Origin of the sequence: Variovorax sp. MHTC-1 (genome assembly GCF_003984645.1) — a bacterium.
GTDB lineage: Bacteria > Pseudomonadota > Gammaproteobacteria > Burkholderiales > Burkholderiaceae_C > Variovorax.
Genome location: NZ_RWKI01000004.1, coordinates 270,641 through 284,684, shown reverse-complemented (window position 1 = coordinate 284,684; position 14,044 = coordinate 270,641). Strand labels below are relative to the sequence as shown.

Here is a 14,044-nt window from a genome sequence, read left to right as displayed (position 1 = left end):
GCGGCGATGACAAACGACCTCATGTTCAAGAGTCTCTTTTTGGCCGCCGCCTTCGGCCTGATCGCCGGCTGCGCCAGCAGCACCAGCGCCTGCGAGAGCCCGTACGGCGCCTCGCCGCAATTCAAGGGCTGCGTCTTCGAGAACATGCCGAATCCGCAGGCGCTGCCCTCCCAGGGCTCCTGGAAGATCTGGTCGCGCTTTCTCACGGCCAACAAGAACGGCACCGTGCCCGTCGATCCGATCCCCGTGCGCGCCATGACCACCGCGCAACTCGAGGCCCTGGATTCGCAGGCGAACCACGTGATCCGCCTCGGCCATTCCTCGCACCTGCTCAAGCTGCGCGGCAAGTACTGGCTGATCGATCCCGTGTTCAGCGAACGCGCGTCGCCTTTCCAGTTCGTCGGCCCCAGGCGCTTCCACAAGCCGCCGCTCACGCTCGAGCAGCTGCCGCCGATCGAGGGGCTGATCCTCTCGCACGACCACTACGACCACCTCGATGTCGCGACCATCGAGTACCTCGCGCAGCGCGTGCAGCGCTATTTCGTGCCGCTGGGCGTGCGCGCCCGCGTGGTCGAGATGGGCGTGCCGGCCGAGCGCGTGGCCGAGTTCGACTGGTGGCAGGCGACGGAACACGACGGTGTCGGCCTCACGGCGACGCCGGCGCAGCACTTCTCGGGCCGCACGCTGAACGACCGCAACAAGACGCTCTGGGCTTCCTGGGTGATCCAGAGCGGCGGCGAGCGCATCTTCTACAGCGGCGACTCGGGCTATTTCGGCGGCTTCAGGCAGATCGGCGAGCGCTTCGGCGGCTTCGACCTGGCGCTGATGGAAAACGGCGCCTACGACAGCTACTGGCCTTCGGTGCACATGTCGCCCGAAGAGAGCGTGCAAGCCTTCCAGGAGCTGCGCGGCAAGATGCTCTACGTGGTGCACAACAGCACCTTCGACCTCGCCTTCCACACCTGGCGCGATCCGCTGGACCGCATTGCGGACTTGTCGCAGGCGAAGAAGATCGAGCTTGCGACGCCGGAGATCGGCGAGGTGCTGACCATCGGCCGGCCGCGCACGAATGTGCGCTGGTGGGAGCGCTTGAAGTAGGCCGCGCTGTCCGGTCGGTCCGAGCTTGTCGAAGCCGGGGCGCTGGCTTCGACAAGCTCAGCCCGAACGGCTCTTGGACCGCTCGCGCGCGCGCCGCACCTGCCGGCTTTGCGCAGCCTCCGCGGCGCGCTTTTCGCGCTCCCGGCGCGCATCGCGCCAGCGCTTGCTGAGCCAGCGTGCAAGCAGGAAGCTGCAGGCGCTGGTGACCACGAGCACGAAGATGCCGACGGGTCCGAGATCCATGCGTGTCTCCTGTCCTCAGAGCACGCGTACGATGCTCGCGGGCTTGAAGCCGAGGTCGGCCGCCTTGCCCTTGCGCGCGCGGCTGGCGCGCGCGTTGTTGAGCGTGCGGATCTCGAGCGTCTCCTCGCGCTCCTTGCCGCCGCGGCCGATGCCTTCGATCTTCACGCTGCGCGTGTAGGCCGCGGCGCCGGCGAGCGTGTCCTTGGCGTCGAGGTCGATCAGCATGAGCCCGCGGCCGCCCTTGGGCAGCGCCTTCATCTCGAGGATCTCGAAGGTCAGGATGCGTCCGCCCGTCGAGGCGCAGGCCACATGCGTCGCCGCCGGCATCGGCTCGGCGCCGCTCGCGCCGCCGACCAGCGAAGGCCGGGTGAGCTGCTCGCCCTCGCCGACGTCGACGAAGGCCTTGCCGCCGCGCTGGCGCGACATCATGTTCTCGACCGAGGCGATGAATCCGTAGCCGCCCGTGTTGGCGAGCAGCAGCGCCGCCCCGGGCGGTCCGGCGAAGTAGTGCGCCACGTGCGTGCCGCTGTCGAGATCGATCAGCGTCGTGACCGGCTGGCCGTCGCCGCGCCCGCCGGGCAGCGAAGCCACGGGCACGGTGTAGACGCGCACGGTCTTGTCCTTGGCGGTGCCGAAGACCAGCAAGGTGTCGACCGAGCGGCACTCGAAGGCGCCGTAGAGCGCATCGCCGGACTTGAAGCTGTACTCGGGCGCGGCCGCACCCGCGGCGCGTTCGCTGGCCCATCCCTTCTGCGTGCGGACCCAGCCCTTCTGCGAGACGATCACCGTCACCGGCTCGTCGACCACGCGCACCTCGGCGACGGCGCGCTTCTCGGCCTGGATCAGCGTGCGGCGCGGGTCCTCGAAGCTCCGCGCGTCCTGCTCAATCTCCTTCACCAGCAGGCGGCGCAGCGCGGCCGGGCTCGCGAGGATGTCCTCGAGCTTCTTCTGTTCCTCGCGCAGGCCCTTCAGCTCCTGCTCGATCTTGATCGCCTCCAGCCGCGCCAACTGGCGCAGGCGGATCTCGAGGATGTCCTCGGCCTGCCGCTCGCTCAGGTCGAAGCGCGCGATCAGCGCCGCCTTCGGGTCCTCGGCTGCGCGGATGATCGCGATCACCTCGTCGATGTTGAGCAGCACCAGCTGCCGGCCTTCGAGGATGTGAATGCGGTCCTGCACCTTGCCCAGGCGATGGCGCGAGCGCTTCTCGACCGTGATCTCGCGGAACGCGATCCACTCGTTGAGCATCTGGCGCAGCGACTTCTGCGTCGGCTTGCCGTCGATGCCGACCATCGTGAGATTGATCGGCGAGGAGCTCTCGAGCGAGGTCTGCGCCAGCAGCGTGGTGATGAACTCCTCCTGGCCGATGCGCGAGGTCTTGGGCTCGAACACCAGGCGCACGGCCGCGTCCTTGCTGGACTCGTCGCGCACCACGTCGAGCACCGAGAGCACGGCCGCCTTCAATTGCGTCTGCTCGGCCGTGAGTGCCTTCTTGCCGGCGCGGATCTTGGGATTGGTGAGCTCCTCGATCTCTTCCAGCACCTTCTGCGTGCTGACGCCCGGCGGCAGCTCGTTGACCACCAGCTGCCACTGGCCGCGCGCGAGATCCTCGATCTTCCAGCGCGCGCGCACCTTGAGCGAGCCGCGGCCGGTGCGGTAGGCCTCGGCGATGTCGGCCGGGCCGCTGATGATCTGCGCGCCGCCGGGATAGTCGGGGCCGGGCACCAGCGCGAACAGCTCTTCTTCGCTGAGCTTGCCGTTCGACTTGATCAGCGCCACGCAGGCGTCGGCGATCTCGCGCAGGTTGTGGCTCGGGATCTCGGTGGCCAGGCCGACGGCGATGCCGCTCGCGCCGTTGAGCAGCGTGAAGGGCAGCCGCGCGGGCAGGAGGCGCGGCTCTTCGGTCGAACCGTCGTAGTTGGGGATGAAGTCGACCGTGCCTTCGTCGATCTCGTCGAGCAGCAGGCTGGTGATGCGCGCCAGCCGCGCCTCGGTGTAGCGCATGGCCGCGGCGCCGTCGCCGTCGCGGCTGCCGAAATTGCCCTGTCCGTCGACCAGCGGATAGCGCTGCGAAAAATCCTGCGCCATGCGCACCAGCGCGTCATAGGCCGCCTGGTCGCTGTGCGGATGGAAGCGGCCCAGCACGTCGCCGACCACGCGCGCGCTCTTGACCGGCTTGGCGCCCACGGTGCCGTTGGCGCCGCCGAAGCCCAGGCCCATGCGCGACATCGAATAAAGAATGCGCCGCTGCACCGGCTTCTGGCCGTCGCTGACGTCGGGCAGCGCGCGGCCCTTGACCACGCTGAGCGCGTATTCGAGGTAGGCGGTCTGTGCGTAGTCGGCCAGCGTGAGGGCGTTGTCGCCATCGTCGTCGGGAGCTAGAAGATCGAGCGGGGGCTGGGAATCCATGAAGAAGAGACTGGAAGAAGAAGAAAAAAAAGATGCGAAGGACTGCGCTCAGGCCAAGGTGAGATGCGGCACGCCGCGTTGCAGCTTGGCGTAAGGCTCGACCAAAGACGGGCTCACGGGCAGATGGTGCTGCGCGCGCGCCGCGCCGGTCGTGGCGGCCAGCGCGGTGGCGAGAACGAAGTTTCGGCGTTGCATAGCGTCTCAGGACAGCGCGGGATCGAGCCGCAACCCTTGCGGCGGCTCGGGCAGGGACGGCATCGCGGGCACGCTGCGCGAATCCGGCGGCAGGTTGCCGCGGCCGATGGCGCCGCCGCGCGGCGGTGCGAGTTCCATGCGCACGCGGCCCGGCGCCTTGCCGCCGCGACCTGCAACCGCCGAGGGCTTGAGATAGGCATAGAGCTGCAGTACCGTCTTCACGTAGTTCTGCGTCTCGCGGTAGTTCGGTATCTTGTTGCCGGCGCGCTGCACCGCGCCCTCGCCCGCGTTGTAGGCCGCAAGCGCGAGCTCGATGTCGCCGGGGAACATCTCGATCAGGTCGCTCAGGTAGCGCGAGCCGGCCGCGATATTGACGCGCGGGTCGAACAGCTTCTTCTCGAGCGAGCCGCGCTTGTCGGCCCGCACGCCGTAGCGCTGCGCGGTGGCCGGCATCAATTGCATGAGGCCGAGCGCGCCCTTGGGCGACACGGCCTGCGCGTCGAAGCCCGACTCGGTGGCGATCAGCGCCTGCAGCAGTTCGTAGTCGATCGCATGGCGCTTGGCGGCTTCGCGCAACGCACCCTGGGCGGGCTTGTAGCTGGGCGAGGCCTCGAACAGCGCGAGCAGCGTCTGCGAGGCGCGCGGCACCTTGCCGTCGATCCTGCCGCCGCGGCCGCGCGAAAGCGGGCCGATGCCGTCGGCGGTGTCGAAGCTCTGGCCGCCGCGGAAGAAGAGCTGGTAGCGCTCGTCGAGCTTCTCGGGCGCGAAATGCGCGACGCCCTTGGCGTCGACGTAGCCGTAGATGTCGGCCGCGTGCGCAGACAGCTGCGTCATCGACAACAGCAGGGCCAACAGCAGCGGAAAGAGACGACCAAGGGTGCGCATGGGAGTTGCCGTTCGGGGCGTGACTTCGACGAGCTCAGTCCGAACGGTTGGGGAGCTGCATTTTCGGCCTGAACGCTCTCAGCGTCACGCCCTCAAACGTCGACTTCCACATCGTCGGCGCGCAGCTCCATCAACTCGCGCCGCGCCGCGGCCTCGCCCTTGCCCATCAGCTTGGTGATCTCGCCCTGCGTGCCCGAAACGTCGAAGCGGCCCAGGCGCACCTGCAGCAGGCGACGCGTGTCGGGATTGAGCGTGGTCTCCCACAGCTGCTCGGCGCTCATTTCGCCCAGTCCCTTGAAGCGGCTGATGCTCCAGGCGCCTTCGCGCACGCCGTCCTTGCGCAGCTTGTCGAGGATGGCGACCAGCTCGCCCTCGTCGAGCGCGTAGACCTTCGAGGCCGGCTTCTTGCCGCGCGCCGGCGCGTCGACGCGAAACAGCGGCGGCTTGGCGACATACACGTGGCCGGTTTCGATCAGTTTCGGGAAATGGCGGAAGAACAGCGTCAAGAGCAGCACCTGGATGTGCGAGCCGTCGACGTCGGCATCGCTCAGGATGCACACCTTGCCGTAGCGCAGGCCAGACATGTCGGGCGTGTCCTCGGGACCGTGCGGATCGATGCCGATCGCGACCGAGATGTCGTGGATCTCGGTGTTGGCGAACAGGCGATCGCGCTCCACTTCCCAGGTGTTGAGCACCTTGCCGCGCAGCGGCAGGATGGCCTGGCTTTCCTTGTCGCGGCCCATCTTGGCGCTGCCGCCGGCCGAGTCGCCCTCGACCAGGAACACTTCGTTGTGCGCGATGTCCTTGCTCTCGCAGTCGGTCAGCTTGCCGGGCAGCACGGCGACGCCCGAGCCCTTGCGCTTCTCGACCTTCTGGCCGGCCTTCTGGCGCGTCTGCGCCGCCTTGATGGCCAGCTCGGCGAGCTTCTTGCCGTAGTCGACGTGCTGGTTGAGCCACAACTCCAGCGCGGGCCGCACGAAGCTGGACACCAGCCGCACGGCGTCGCGCGAATTGAGCCGTTCCTTGATCTGGCCCTGGAACTGCGGATCGAGCACCTTGGCCGAGAGGACGTAGGAGGCACGCGCGAACACGTCCTCCGGCAGCAGCTTCACGCCCTTGGGCAAGAGCGAGTGCAGTTCGATGAAGCTCTTGACCGCGTTGAACAAGCCGTCGCGCAGGCCGCTCTCGTGCGTGCCGCCGGCGCTGGTCGGGATCAGGTTGACGTAGCTCTCGCGCACCGGCTGGCCGTCCTCGGTGAAGGCCACGCACCACTCGGCGCCCTCGCCTTCGGCGAAGTTGTCGGCATTCTTGTCGGCATGGCCCGCGCCTTCGAACAGCGGGATCACCGGATCGCCGTTGAGCGTCTGCATCAGGTAGTCGCGCAGGCCGCCCTTGTAGAGCCATTGCTGCGTTTCCTTGGTCTTCTCGACGACCAGCGTGACGGTCACGCCCGGCATCAGCACGGCCTTGCTGCGCAGCAGGTGGGTCAGTTCGTTGATGGGAAGCTGCGGCGATTCGAAGTACTTGGCATCGGGCCATGCACGCACCGTGGTGCCCTGCCTGCGTTCGCCGCCGTCGATCGGCCGCACGACCAGCGGCTCGATCACGTCGCCGCCCGAGAACGCGAGCTGTGCCGCCTTGCCTTCGCGGTAGGACTGGACCTCGAGGCGCTTCGACAGTGCATTTGTCACCGACACGCCCACGCCGTGCAGGCCGCCCGAGAAGCTGTAGGCGCCGCCCGAGCCCTTGTCGAACTTGCCGCCCGCGTGCAGCCGGGTGAACACCAGTTCGACCACGGGCGCCTTTTCTTCCGGATGCAGGCCGAAGGGGATGCCGCGGCCGTCGTCCTCGACGCTGACCGAGCCGTCGGCGTGCAGCGTGACCTTGATCTTCTTGCCGTAGCCCGCGAGCGCCTCGTCGGCGGCGTTGTCCAGCACTTCCTGGATGATGTGCAGCGGGTTGTCGGTGCGGGTGTACATGCCCGGACGCTGCTTGACGGGCTCGAGGCCCTTGAGAACGCGGATCGAGCCTTCCGAATAGGCCGGGGGAGTCTTGCTGAGGGTCGCCATGGGGGCGGATTGTATGCGTGGCCCGGCGAAAAACCTGTATGGACATACAGAAGCCCCTCTGATGCAGCCCGCGCATCAGCGCGCCCCGAAAATATCAACAATGCCCGTCGCCGCCGTGGCACACGGGTATCCATGCTTTTGGATACATTGCCTGGATGCATTCCACCCTGAAGCCGCTGTCGCTCAAGCAAGTCCTGTTCTGCGGCGCCATGATCGTCACCCTCTCGATGGGCATCCGCCACGGCTTCGGTCTCTGGCTGCAGCCGATCACGCTGGAACAGGGCTGGTCGCGCCAGAGCTTCTCGCTCGCGCTCGCGATCCAGAACCTGTCCTGGGGCGTGATCGGCGTTTTCGCCGGCATGCTGGCCGACAAACTGGGCGCCTTTCGCGTGCTGGTGGCGGGGGCTGTGTTCTACGCATTGGGCCTCGCGGGCATGGCGCTCTCGCCCACGCCGCTCATGTTCGCGCTGACGGCGGGCGTGCTGATCGGCGCCGCTCAGGCCGGCACCACCTACGCGGTGATCTACGGCGTGATCGGCCGCCAGATTCCGGTGGAGCGACGCTCCTGGGCCATGGGCGTGGCCGCCGCGGCCGGCTCCTTCGGCCAGTTCCTCATGGTGCCGGTGGAGGGGCACCTGATAGCGGGCTTCGGCTGGCAGACGGCGTTGCTGGTGCTGGCGCTCATGGTGCTCTTGATCGTGCCGCTCGCGCTCGGCCTGCGCGAGCCGCGCCACGGTACCGGCGCCGTCGTGCCCCGCGACCAGACCATCCTTCAGGCGGTGGGCGAGGCCTTCAAGTACCCGAGCTTCGTGCTGCTGATGGCGGGCTATTTCGTCTGCGGTTTCCAGTTGGCGTTCATCGGCGTGCACATGCCGAGCTACCTGCGCGACAAAGGGCTCTCGCCCGAGGTGGCGAGCTATGCGCTGGCGCTGGTCGGGTTGTTCAACGTCTTCGGCACCTACGTCGCGGGCTCACTGGGGACCCGGCTGGCCAAACGCAAGCTGCTGGCCGCCATCTACTTCAGCCGCGCGGCGGCGATCGCGATCTTCTTGCTGGCGCCGATCTCGCCGCTCACGGTGTACGTGTTCGCGAGCGCGATGGGCTTCCTCTGGCTGTCGACCGTGCCGCTGACCAGTGGCATCGTGGCGCAGATCTTCGGCGTGGCGCATCTCTCGATGCTGGGCGGCTTCGTGTTCCTGAGCCACCAGGTCGGCTCCTTCCTCGGTGTCTGGCTCGGCGGCTATCTCTACGACAGCACCGGCAGCTACGCCATCGTCTGGTACCTCGCGATCGCGTTCGGCGTGTTCGCGGCGCTCGTCAACCTGCCGGTCAAGGAAGGCGCGATCGCGCGTCCGCTTCCTCAGCCGGCCTGAGAGGTCCTCCCGCTATGCGTCCGAGCACACGCCATCGCCTCGTGCAAGCCGGCTGGCTGGGGGCGGCCGCGCTGGCACTGCTAGGCGTGTTCGCGCTCTACACCCGCCCGGGCTTCCTGGTGACGCTGGCGGACCAGATCTGGGCCTGCTTCTGAGCCACGACCTCCCGCCCTCCCCGTGGATCGTGCGCTGGTCGCACCTGCTCGCGCCCGGCGCCTCCGTGCTCGACGTGGCCTGCGGCGCGGGCCGGCACATGCGCTGGTTCGCCGAACGCGGCCATCCGGTGACCGGCGTGGACCGGTCGCCGGAGGCCGTCGCCTCCGCGGCCGGGTTCGGCCAGGCACTGGTCGCCGACATCGAGTCCGGGCCCTGGCCCTTTGCAGGCCGGGTCTTCGGAGCGGTGATCGTCACTAACTACCTCTGGCGGCCGCGCCTGCCCGACATCGTCGCAGCGGTCGCGCCCGGCGGCGTGCTGCTCTACGAAACCTTCGCCGCGGGCAACGAGACCGTGGGCAAGCCCTCGCGCCCCGACTTCCTGCTGCAGCCCGGCGAACTGCTGGTTGTCTGCGCGGGGCTGCGGGTCGTGGCTTACGAGGACGGTTTCCTGCCGGCGCCGGCGCGATTCGTGCAGCGGATCGCCGCCGTCAGACCAGCCGGCGCGGCCGCCGGGGGGCCGCCGCTGAGTTAGTAGAATGGCTGCTTTTCGTCCACCCGACAAAGAGACCACCCTTGGAGCAACTGACAGGCAGCATCGTCGCGCTCGTCACGCCGATGCATGATGACGGCAGTGTCGACTATCCCGCCTTGCGTCGGCTGATCGACTGGCACATCGACGAAGGCACCGATTGCCTCGGCGTGGTCGGCACCACCGGCGAGTCGCCGACGGTCGACGTCGAGGAGCATTGCGAGATCATCCGCATCGCAGTCGAACAGGCCAAAGGCCGCGTGCCCGTGATGGCCGGCTGCGGCGCCAACTCCACCAAGGAAGCGATCGAGCTCGCCAGGTTCGCCAAGGGCGTAGGCGCCGATTCGCAATTGCAGGTGGTGCCCTACTACAACAAGCCGACGCAGGAAGGCCAGTACCAGCATTTCAAGGCCATCGCCGAGGCCGTGGGCGACCTGCCCGTCGTGCTCTACAACGTGCCGGGCCGCACGGTGGCCGATATGGCGCACGACACCGTGCTGCGCCTGGCGCAGGTGCCCGGCATCGTCGGCATCAAGGAAGCCACCGGCAACATCGAGCGCGCGCAGTGGCTCATCCGCGACCTGCCGAAGAATTTCGCGGTCTACTCGGGCGACGATCCGACCGCCGTTGCGCTGATGCTGTGCGGCGGCCAGGGGAACATCAGCGTCACGGCCAACGTGGCGCCGCGCAAGATGCACGAGCTCTGCATGGCCGCCATCACCGGCGACGCGAAGCGCGCGATGCAGATCCAGTTCGAGCTGATGCCGCTTCATCGCCATCTGTTCGTCGAACCGAATCCGATCCCCGTCAAGTGGGCCATGGCCCGGCTCGGCCTGTGCGGCGGCGCGTTGCGCCTGCCCCTGACCGAGCTCGCCGAAGCAAGCCGTCCGGTGGTCGAGTCCGCGCTGCGCGCCAGCGGCTTGCTCAAGGACTGATCCCATCCCTCCGCCGTTCGCGAGCGCCGGCAACCTTTTGCGCGGCCGGCGCTCTGACACAGCGGGACGCTGCTGCCCATCGATTGAGCTAAACATTCCACAAGGAAGACGACGTTGAAAACCATTTCGCGATTCGCACTGCTGGCCCTGATCGCCAGCCTCGCCGCCTGCTCGGTCCTCGAGAGCGACAAGATCGACTACAAGAGCGCCGGCAAGGCACCCACGCTCGAGGTGCCGCCCGATCTGACGCAGCTCTCGCGCGAAAACCGCTACGCGGTGCCCGGCGGCGCGGTCACGGCCAGCGGCTATCAAGCAGGCATTGCCAACGCACCGAGCATTCCGACGGCCGTCGGCAACATCGGCGACGTGCGCATGGAGCGCTCGGGTTCGCAGCGCTGGATCGTCGTCAACCGCTCGCCCGACCAGCTCTGGGAGCCGGTGCGCGATTTCTGGCAGGAGAACGGCTTCCTGCTCACCACCGAGCAGCGCAACCTCGGCATCATGGAGACCGACTGGGCCGAGAACCGTGCCAAGCTGCCGCAGGACATCATCCGCGGCACGCTCGGCAAGCTGGTCGATTCGGTGTACTCCACCGGCGAACTCGATCGCTTTCGCACTCGCCTCGAGCGCACGCCCAACGGCACCGAGATCTTCGTGAGCCACCGCGGCATGGAAGAGGTCTACAACACCGCGCGCAAGGACCAGACGGTCTGGCAGCCGCGCGCCACCGATCCCGAGCTCGAAACCGAATTCCTGCGCCGCCTGATGGTGAAGCTGGGCGTCTCGCAGGAGCAGTCGAAACTGCTCGCCGCGACCAGCGCACCGGCGCGCACGGCCAGCGTCGCCAACGTCGGCGGCCAGCCCGTGGTGCAGATCAACGAGAACTTCGAGCGGGCATGGCGCCGCGTCGGCCTCGCGCTGGACCGCACCGGCTTCACCGTCGAAGACCGCGACCGCAGCGCCGGCACTTACTTCGTGCGATATGTGGCGCCCAACCCGGACAAGAAGGAGCCCGGCTTCTTCGGCAAGCTGTTCACCTTCGGCGGCTCGGGCAAGACCGAGGGGCCGCTCAAGTACCGCATCCTGGTCAAGGGCCAGGGCGAGGCCAGCACGGTGGCGGTACTCAATGAAAGCGGCGCGCCCGAGACCTCGGCCAACGCGCAGCGCATCGTGCAGGTCATTGCCGACGATCTGAAATGACGCTCTCCCCCAGGCTTCGCGCACTTCGTGTCGCTACGCCAACCCTCTCACCGGGGGCAACACCAGCGGCCCGGCAAAGCCGGTTCCGCGGTGTTTCTGGAACGGGATTCGGGTCCGTCTAGAGATGCTGCGCTTTCGCAGCCTGGGTAGCGGCAGCACGGGCAATGCCACGCTGGTCGAAGCGACGAGCGGCGGCCGCACATCGAGGCTCCTGGTCGACTGCGGCTTCGGGCTGCGGCAGCTCGACGCGCGGCTCGCGCGCGCGGGCCTCGCGGCCTGCGACATCGATGCGGTCTTCGTCACGCACGAACACGGCGACCATATCGGTTGCGCCCATGCGCTATCGCGCCGTGACCGCCTCCAGGTCTGGATGAGCGAGGGCACCTGGCTCGCCACCGGCGCACGCGATTTCGAAGGCCGGCTCGGCTTCGCGCGCGACGGCGCCGACATCCAGGTCGGCGGCATCCTGGTCCAGCCTTTCACCGTACCGCACGATGCCCGCGAGCCGCTGCAGCTGCGCTGCACCGACGGCGCACGCAGTCTCGGCGTGCTGACCGACCTTGGACATGCGACGCCATACCTGCTGGCCCGATTGGCAGGGCTCGACGCGCTGCTGCTCGAGTTCAACCACGACAGCGACATGCTGGCCGGGTCGGCCTATCCCCCCTTCCTGAAGCTGCGCGTCGGCGGCAACTACGGCCACCTGTCCAACGCCGCTGCTGCAGCCATCGCACGCGCCGTGCATCACGGCGGGCTGCGCCACCTGCTGGCAGCCCATCTCAGCGAACAGAACAATCGGCCCGAGATCGTGCGGCGCGCGATGGCCGAGGCGCTCGGTGCCGGCGAGCACGAGATGCTGACGGCGAACGCCGCAGAGGGCTCGCCCTGGCTCGATCTCTAGGAAATGAAAAAGGCCGCCCGAAGGCGGCCTCTTGAGCATTTGCTGCAGCTTACTGCTTGGGTGCGTCCTCTTTCTTCTTGGCTGCGTCGGTCGCGGCATTGGCCGCGTCGAGTGCCGACTGCGAGCCGGGCGACGGTGCAGGCGTCGTGGCTGACGTGTCGGGCGTTGCAGGCGCTGCTGCCGGCGGAGGCGGAGGCGCGGGCGCCGGCGTGACCGCGGCAGGCGGCGGGGTGACGACGGCCGGCGCGGGTTCCTCCTTCTTGCCGCAAGCAGCCAGTGCAGCAGCGGCGATCAGCGAGGCGAGCAGGACGGAATTTCTCATTACAGGACTCCTTTGGATGAAGGTCTCGAAAGAAAAATTCTAGACCTGCGCCCTCTCAAGATGACGTACGGAGGGGCGATTCGCGGCATTGGCTTACAAACCCAGCGTGGAAGCCGGAAAGGCCGGCCGGCCGTGGCGCAGGCACTCGTCGATTCTCTCGCGCAAGGCGCGCCGGCCCTCGGGCTCGCGGCCGCAGACCCCGCGGCTGCGTTCGACATCGATGCGATTCAGAAACCAGGACGGCGTCCAGATGCCGCTCGGCACCTGCGGCAGGCCCGGGCCGTCGCAGGCTCGGCAATCGACGATGTGGCTCCACATGCGACGCCAATGCACGAAGCGTGCATGTTCACGTTCGAACACGTCGAAGCGCTGCGCCAGCAGCACCAAGCTGCGCCCGTTGGCCGACCAGGCCTGCAGCGCGTCGGCGATGGCACGCTCGCCCAGCGGCCAGTCGCCGAAGCTGGGGTCGGACAGGATGATTTCGCGCCAGTTCTGCTGCGCAGCGGCAGCGAGCGCCGTATGCAGGTGGGCCTGGAAGGCGTGGCGGCCATCGAAGGCCCCCTCGGGCAATGACGTATCGTCGACTTCTTCATTTGGCATGCAACCACCCCGCTTCGCACCAGTCGCCCAGCAGCGCCAGCGCATCTTCGCTCGCGCCTCGGAGATCGCGCGTGCCGAGCGCGCGCTGATCGGCCAGCAGGCGCATCAGCTTCGCATCGCGGCCGGAGGCGCGGAAGCTCTCGCCGTTGATGTAGATATGCCGCGCGTCGTAGAGGACGCGCGTGCGGCGGTCGAGCGCAACGCCGGTCAACGCCGGTGGCTGCTCGCCCTGGTCGAACCAAACCTTGGGCTTGGGCTCGGTCATCGATTCGCCCAGCGCACGGTCGATCGCGTCCGGGTCGCGCAAGGCCGCCAGCACTGCATCGCGCGCAAAAGCTTGCAGGGCGGGCGGTATCGCCGCCGGCGCCTCCACGGCGGGCTGCGCGGGATCGCGGTAGTGAAGCGCCGTGTTCGCCGGCGCATCCTCCAGCGCCTCGGCCTGCGCCTCCGCGATGCGCGCGAGCAGGTCCACGCCGAGCGGGGCAGCGGCCGGCGCGCGCAGGCCGATCGAGTACGTCATGCAGTCGCCGCCGACGGCGACGCCTTCGTGCGCGTAGCGCGGCGGCAGATAGAGCATGTCGCCGGGTTCGAGCACGAAGCTCTGCTCGGGTTCGAACTGCGCCAGGATCTTGAGCGGGACCTCGGGCTGCAAACGCAGATCGCGCTGCTTACCGATGGACCAGCGGCGGCTGCCCTGCGCCTGCAGCAGAAACACGTCGTAGCTGTCGAAGTGCGGGCCGACGCCGCCGCCGTCGCTCGCGTAGCTGATCATCAGGTCGTCAAGCCGCGCATCGGGAACGAAACGGAACTGTTGCAACAATTCATGAACACCCTGGTGATGCAGATCGACGCCTTGCACCAGCAGTGTCCACTCGGGCTGCTTCAGCGACGGCAGCGATTTGCGCGGCAACGGACCGTGCCGCAAGATCCAGCCGGCCTTGCCGTAACGGATCAGCCGCGACTCCACCTCTTCGCGCTCGGCCAGCGCGAACAGCGACTGGCGCTCGATCGGTGGCACCATGGCAGGTACGGCCTGGCGCACGAGCAGCGGCTTCTTCTGCCAGTGACGGCGCATGAATTGCGACGCGCTGAGGCCGCCGAGCAAAGGCAAGGGTTGATGAATCTCCATGGG

General features: G+C 68.0%; 15 protein-coding genes. 7 read left to right on the top strand and 8 right to left on the bottom strand.

The window, feature by feature from the left end:
* Window positions 1-6: 6 nt before the first annotated feature.
* Window positions 7-1,098 (top strand): MBL fold metallo-hydrolase, encoded by a 1,092-nt coding sequence (locus EJI01_RS09400; protein ID WP_126836841.1) that lies wholly within the window; start codon window positions 7-9, stop codon window positions 1,096-1,098.
* A gap of 57 nt (window positions 1,099-1,155) precedes the next feature.
* On the opposite strand, the gene EJI01_RS09395 is transcribed toward EJI01_RS09400, so the two are convergent.
* From EJI01_RS09395 to EJI01_RS09380, 5 genes are all read right to left on the bottom strand, one after another.
* Window positions 1,156-1,341 carry a hypothetical protein gene (locus tag EJI01_RS09395; protein WP_126836840.1) on the bottom strand — a complete coding sequence of 62 codons (186 nt, stop codon included), beginning with the start codon at window positions 1,339-1,341 and terminating at the stop codon, window positions 1,156-1,158.
* 15 nt (window positions 1,342-1,356) lie between these two features.
* On the bottom strand, window positions 1,357-3,747 hold the full coding sequence (parC, locus tag EJI01_RS09390; protein ID WP_126836839.1) for a DNA topoisomerase IV subunit A: 2,391 nt from the start codon (window positions 3,745-3,747) through the stop codon (window positions 1,357-1,359).
* Between the two features lie 48 nt (window positions 3,748-3,795).
* Window positions 3,796-3,942, bottom strand: coding sequence for a hypothetical protein (locus EJI01_RS28735; protein WP_185878876.1), 147 nt, complete (start codon window positions 3,940-3,942; stop codon window positions 3,796-3,798).
* A 6-nt stretch (window positions 3,943-3,948) separates the two neighbouring features.
* The gene (locus EJI01_RS09385; RefSeq protein WP_126836838.1) at window positions 3,949-4,827 is read right to left on the bottom strand and encodes a lytic transglycosylase domain-containing protein; all 879 of its coding nucleotides are present in this window, start codon (window positions 4,825-4,827) and stop codon (window positions 3,949-3,951) included.
* Between the two features lie 92 nt (window positions 4,828-4,919).
* On the bottom strand, window positions 4,920-6,896 hold the full coding sequence (locus tag EJI01_RS09380; protein ID WP_126836837.1) for a DNA topoisomerase IV subunit B: 1,977 nt from the start codon (window positions 6,894-6,896) through the stop codon (window positions 4,920-4,922).
* A gap of 155 nt (window positions 6,897-7,051) precedes the next feature.
* Here EJI01_RS09380 and EJI01_RS09375 point away from each other — a divergent pair, with 155 nt between their 5' ends.
* From EJI01_RS09375 to EJI01_RS09350, 6 genes are all read left to right on the top strand, one after another.
* Window positions 7,052-8,269, top strand: coding sequence for an MFS transporter (locus tag EJI01_RS09375; protein ID WP_126836836.1), 1,218 nt, complete (start codon window positions 7,052-7,054; stop codon window positions 8,267-8,269).
* A 14-nt stretch (window positions 8,270-8,283) separates the two neighbouring features.
* Window positions 8,284-8,424: a hypothetical protein gene (locus tag EJI01_RS28730; RefSeq protein WP_185878875.1), complete on the top strand. Its 141-nt coding sequence runs from the start codon at window positions 8,284-8,286 to the stop codon at window positions 8,422-8,424.
* A 29-nt stretch (window positions 8,425-8,453) separates the two neighbouring features.
* Window positions 8,454-8,957: a class I SAM-dependent methyltransferase gene (locus tag EJI01_RS09370; protein ID WP_312846045.1), complete on the top strand. Its 504-nt coding sequence runs from the start codon at window positions 8,454-8,456 to the stop codon at window positions 8,955-8,957.
* Between the two features lie 8 nt (window positions 8,958-8,965).
* Window positions 8,966-9,889, top strand: a complete 924-nt coding sequence (dapA, locus tag EJI01_RS09365) for a 4-hydroxy-tetrahydrodipicolinate synthase (RefSeq protein ID WP_409513942.1) — start codon at window positions 8,966-8,968, stop codon at window positions 9,887-9,889.
* Between the two features lie 114 nt (window positions 9,890-10,003).
* Window positions 10,004-11,089 carry an outer membrane protein assembly factor BamC gene (bamC, locus tag EJI01_RS09360; protein ID WP_126836834.1) on the top strand — a complete coding sequence of 362 codons (1,086 nt, stop codon included), beginning with the start codon at window positions 10,004-10,006 and terminating at the stop codon, window positions 11,087-11,089.
* Window positions 11,090-11,213: 124 nt separating this feature from the next.
* On the top strand, window positions 11,214-11,990 hold the full coding sequence (locus EJI01_RS09350; RefSeq protein WP_126836833.1) for an MBL fold metallo-hydrolase: 777 nt from the start codon (window positions 11,214-11,216) through the stop codon (window positions 11,988-11,990).
* Window positions 11,991-12,039: 49 nt separating this feature from the next.
* On the opposite strand, the gene EJI01_RS09345 is transcribed toward EJI01_RS09350, so the two are convergent.
* From EJI01_RS09345 to EJI01_RS09335, 3 genes are all read right to left on the bottom strand, one after another.
* A complete protein-coding gene (locus EJI01_RS09345; protein ID WP_126836832.1) occupies window positions 12,040-12,312 on the bottom strand; it encodes a hypothetical protein in 273 nt (90 codons plus the stop codon).
* A 93-nt stretch (window positions 12,313-12,405) separates the two neighbouring features.
* On the bottom strand, window positions 12,406-12,912 hold the full coding sequence (locus EJI01_RS09340) for a hypothetical protein (protein WP_126836831.1): 507 nt from the start codon (window positions 12,910-12,912) through the stop codon (window positions 12,406-12,408).
* On the bottom strand, window positions 12,902-14,041 hold the full coding sequence (locus EJI01_RS09335; protein WP_126836830.1) for a cupin domain-containing protein: 1,140 nt from the start codon (window positions 14,039-14,041) through the stop codon (window positions 12,902-12,904). Before EJI01_RS09335 ends, EJI01_RS09340 begins: the two co-directional genes overlap by 11 nt.
* Between the last annotated feature and the right edge of the window lie 3 nt (window positions 14,042-14,044).

What these genes read in the sequence shown, in the direction of transcription:
- EJI01_RS09400 (WP_126836841.1), top strand. Translation starts at nt 7, where the DNA reads ATGACAAACGACCTCATGTTCAAGAGTCTCTTTTTGGCCGCCGCCTTC.
- EJI01_RS09395 (WP_126836840.1), bottom strand. Translation starts at nt 1,341, where the DNA reads ATGGATCTCGGACCCGTCGGCATCTTCGTGCTCGTGGTCACCAGCGCC.
- parC (WP_126836839.1), bottom strand. Translation starts at nt 3,747, where the DNA reads ATGGATTCCCAGCCCCCGCTCGATCTTCTAGCTCCCGACGACGATGGC.
- EJI01_RS28735 (WP_185878876.1), bottom strand. Translation starts at nt 3,942, where the DNA reads ATGCAACGCCGAAACTTCGTTCTCGCCACCGCGCTGGCCGCCACGACC.
- EJI01_RS09385 (WP_126836838.1), bottom strand. Translation starts at nt 4,827, where the DNA reads ATGCGCACCCTTGGTCGTCTCTTTCCGCTGCTGTTGGCCCTGCTGTTG.
- EJI01_RS09380 (WP_126836837.1), bottom strand. Translation starts at nt 6,896, where the DNA reads ATGGCGACCCTCAGCAAGACTCCCCCGGCCTATTCGGAAGGCTCGATC.
- EJI01_RS09375 (WP_126836836.1), top strand. Translation starts at nt 7,052, where the DNA reads ATGCATTCCACCCTGAAGCCGCTGTCGCTCAAGCAAGTCCTGTTCTGC.
- EJI01_RS28730 (WP_185878875.1), top strand. Translation starts at nt 8,284, where the DNA reads ATGCGTCCGAGCACACGCCATCGCCTCGTGCAAGCCGGCTGGCTGGGG.
- EJI01_RS09350 (WP_126836833.1), top strand. Translation starts at nt 11,214, where the DNA reads ATGCTGCGCTTTCGCAGCCTGGGTAGCGGCAGCACGGGCAATGCCACG.
- EJI01_RS09345 (WP_126836832.1), bottom strand. Translation starts at nt 12,312, where the DNA reads ATGAGAAATTCCGTCCTGCTCGCCTCGCTGATCGCCGCTGCTGCACTG.
- EJI01_RS09340 (WP_126836831.1), bottom strand. Translation starts at nt 12,912, where the DNA reads ATGCCAAATGAAGAAGTCGACGATACGTCATTGCCCGAGGGGGCCTTC.
- EJI01_RS09335 (WP_126836830.1), bottom strand. Translation starts at nt 14,041, where the DNA reads ATGGAGATTCATCAACCCTTGCCTTTGCTCGGCGGCCTCAGCGCGTCG.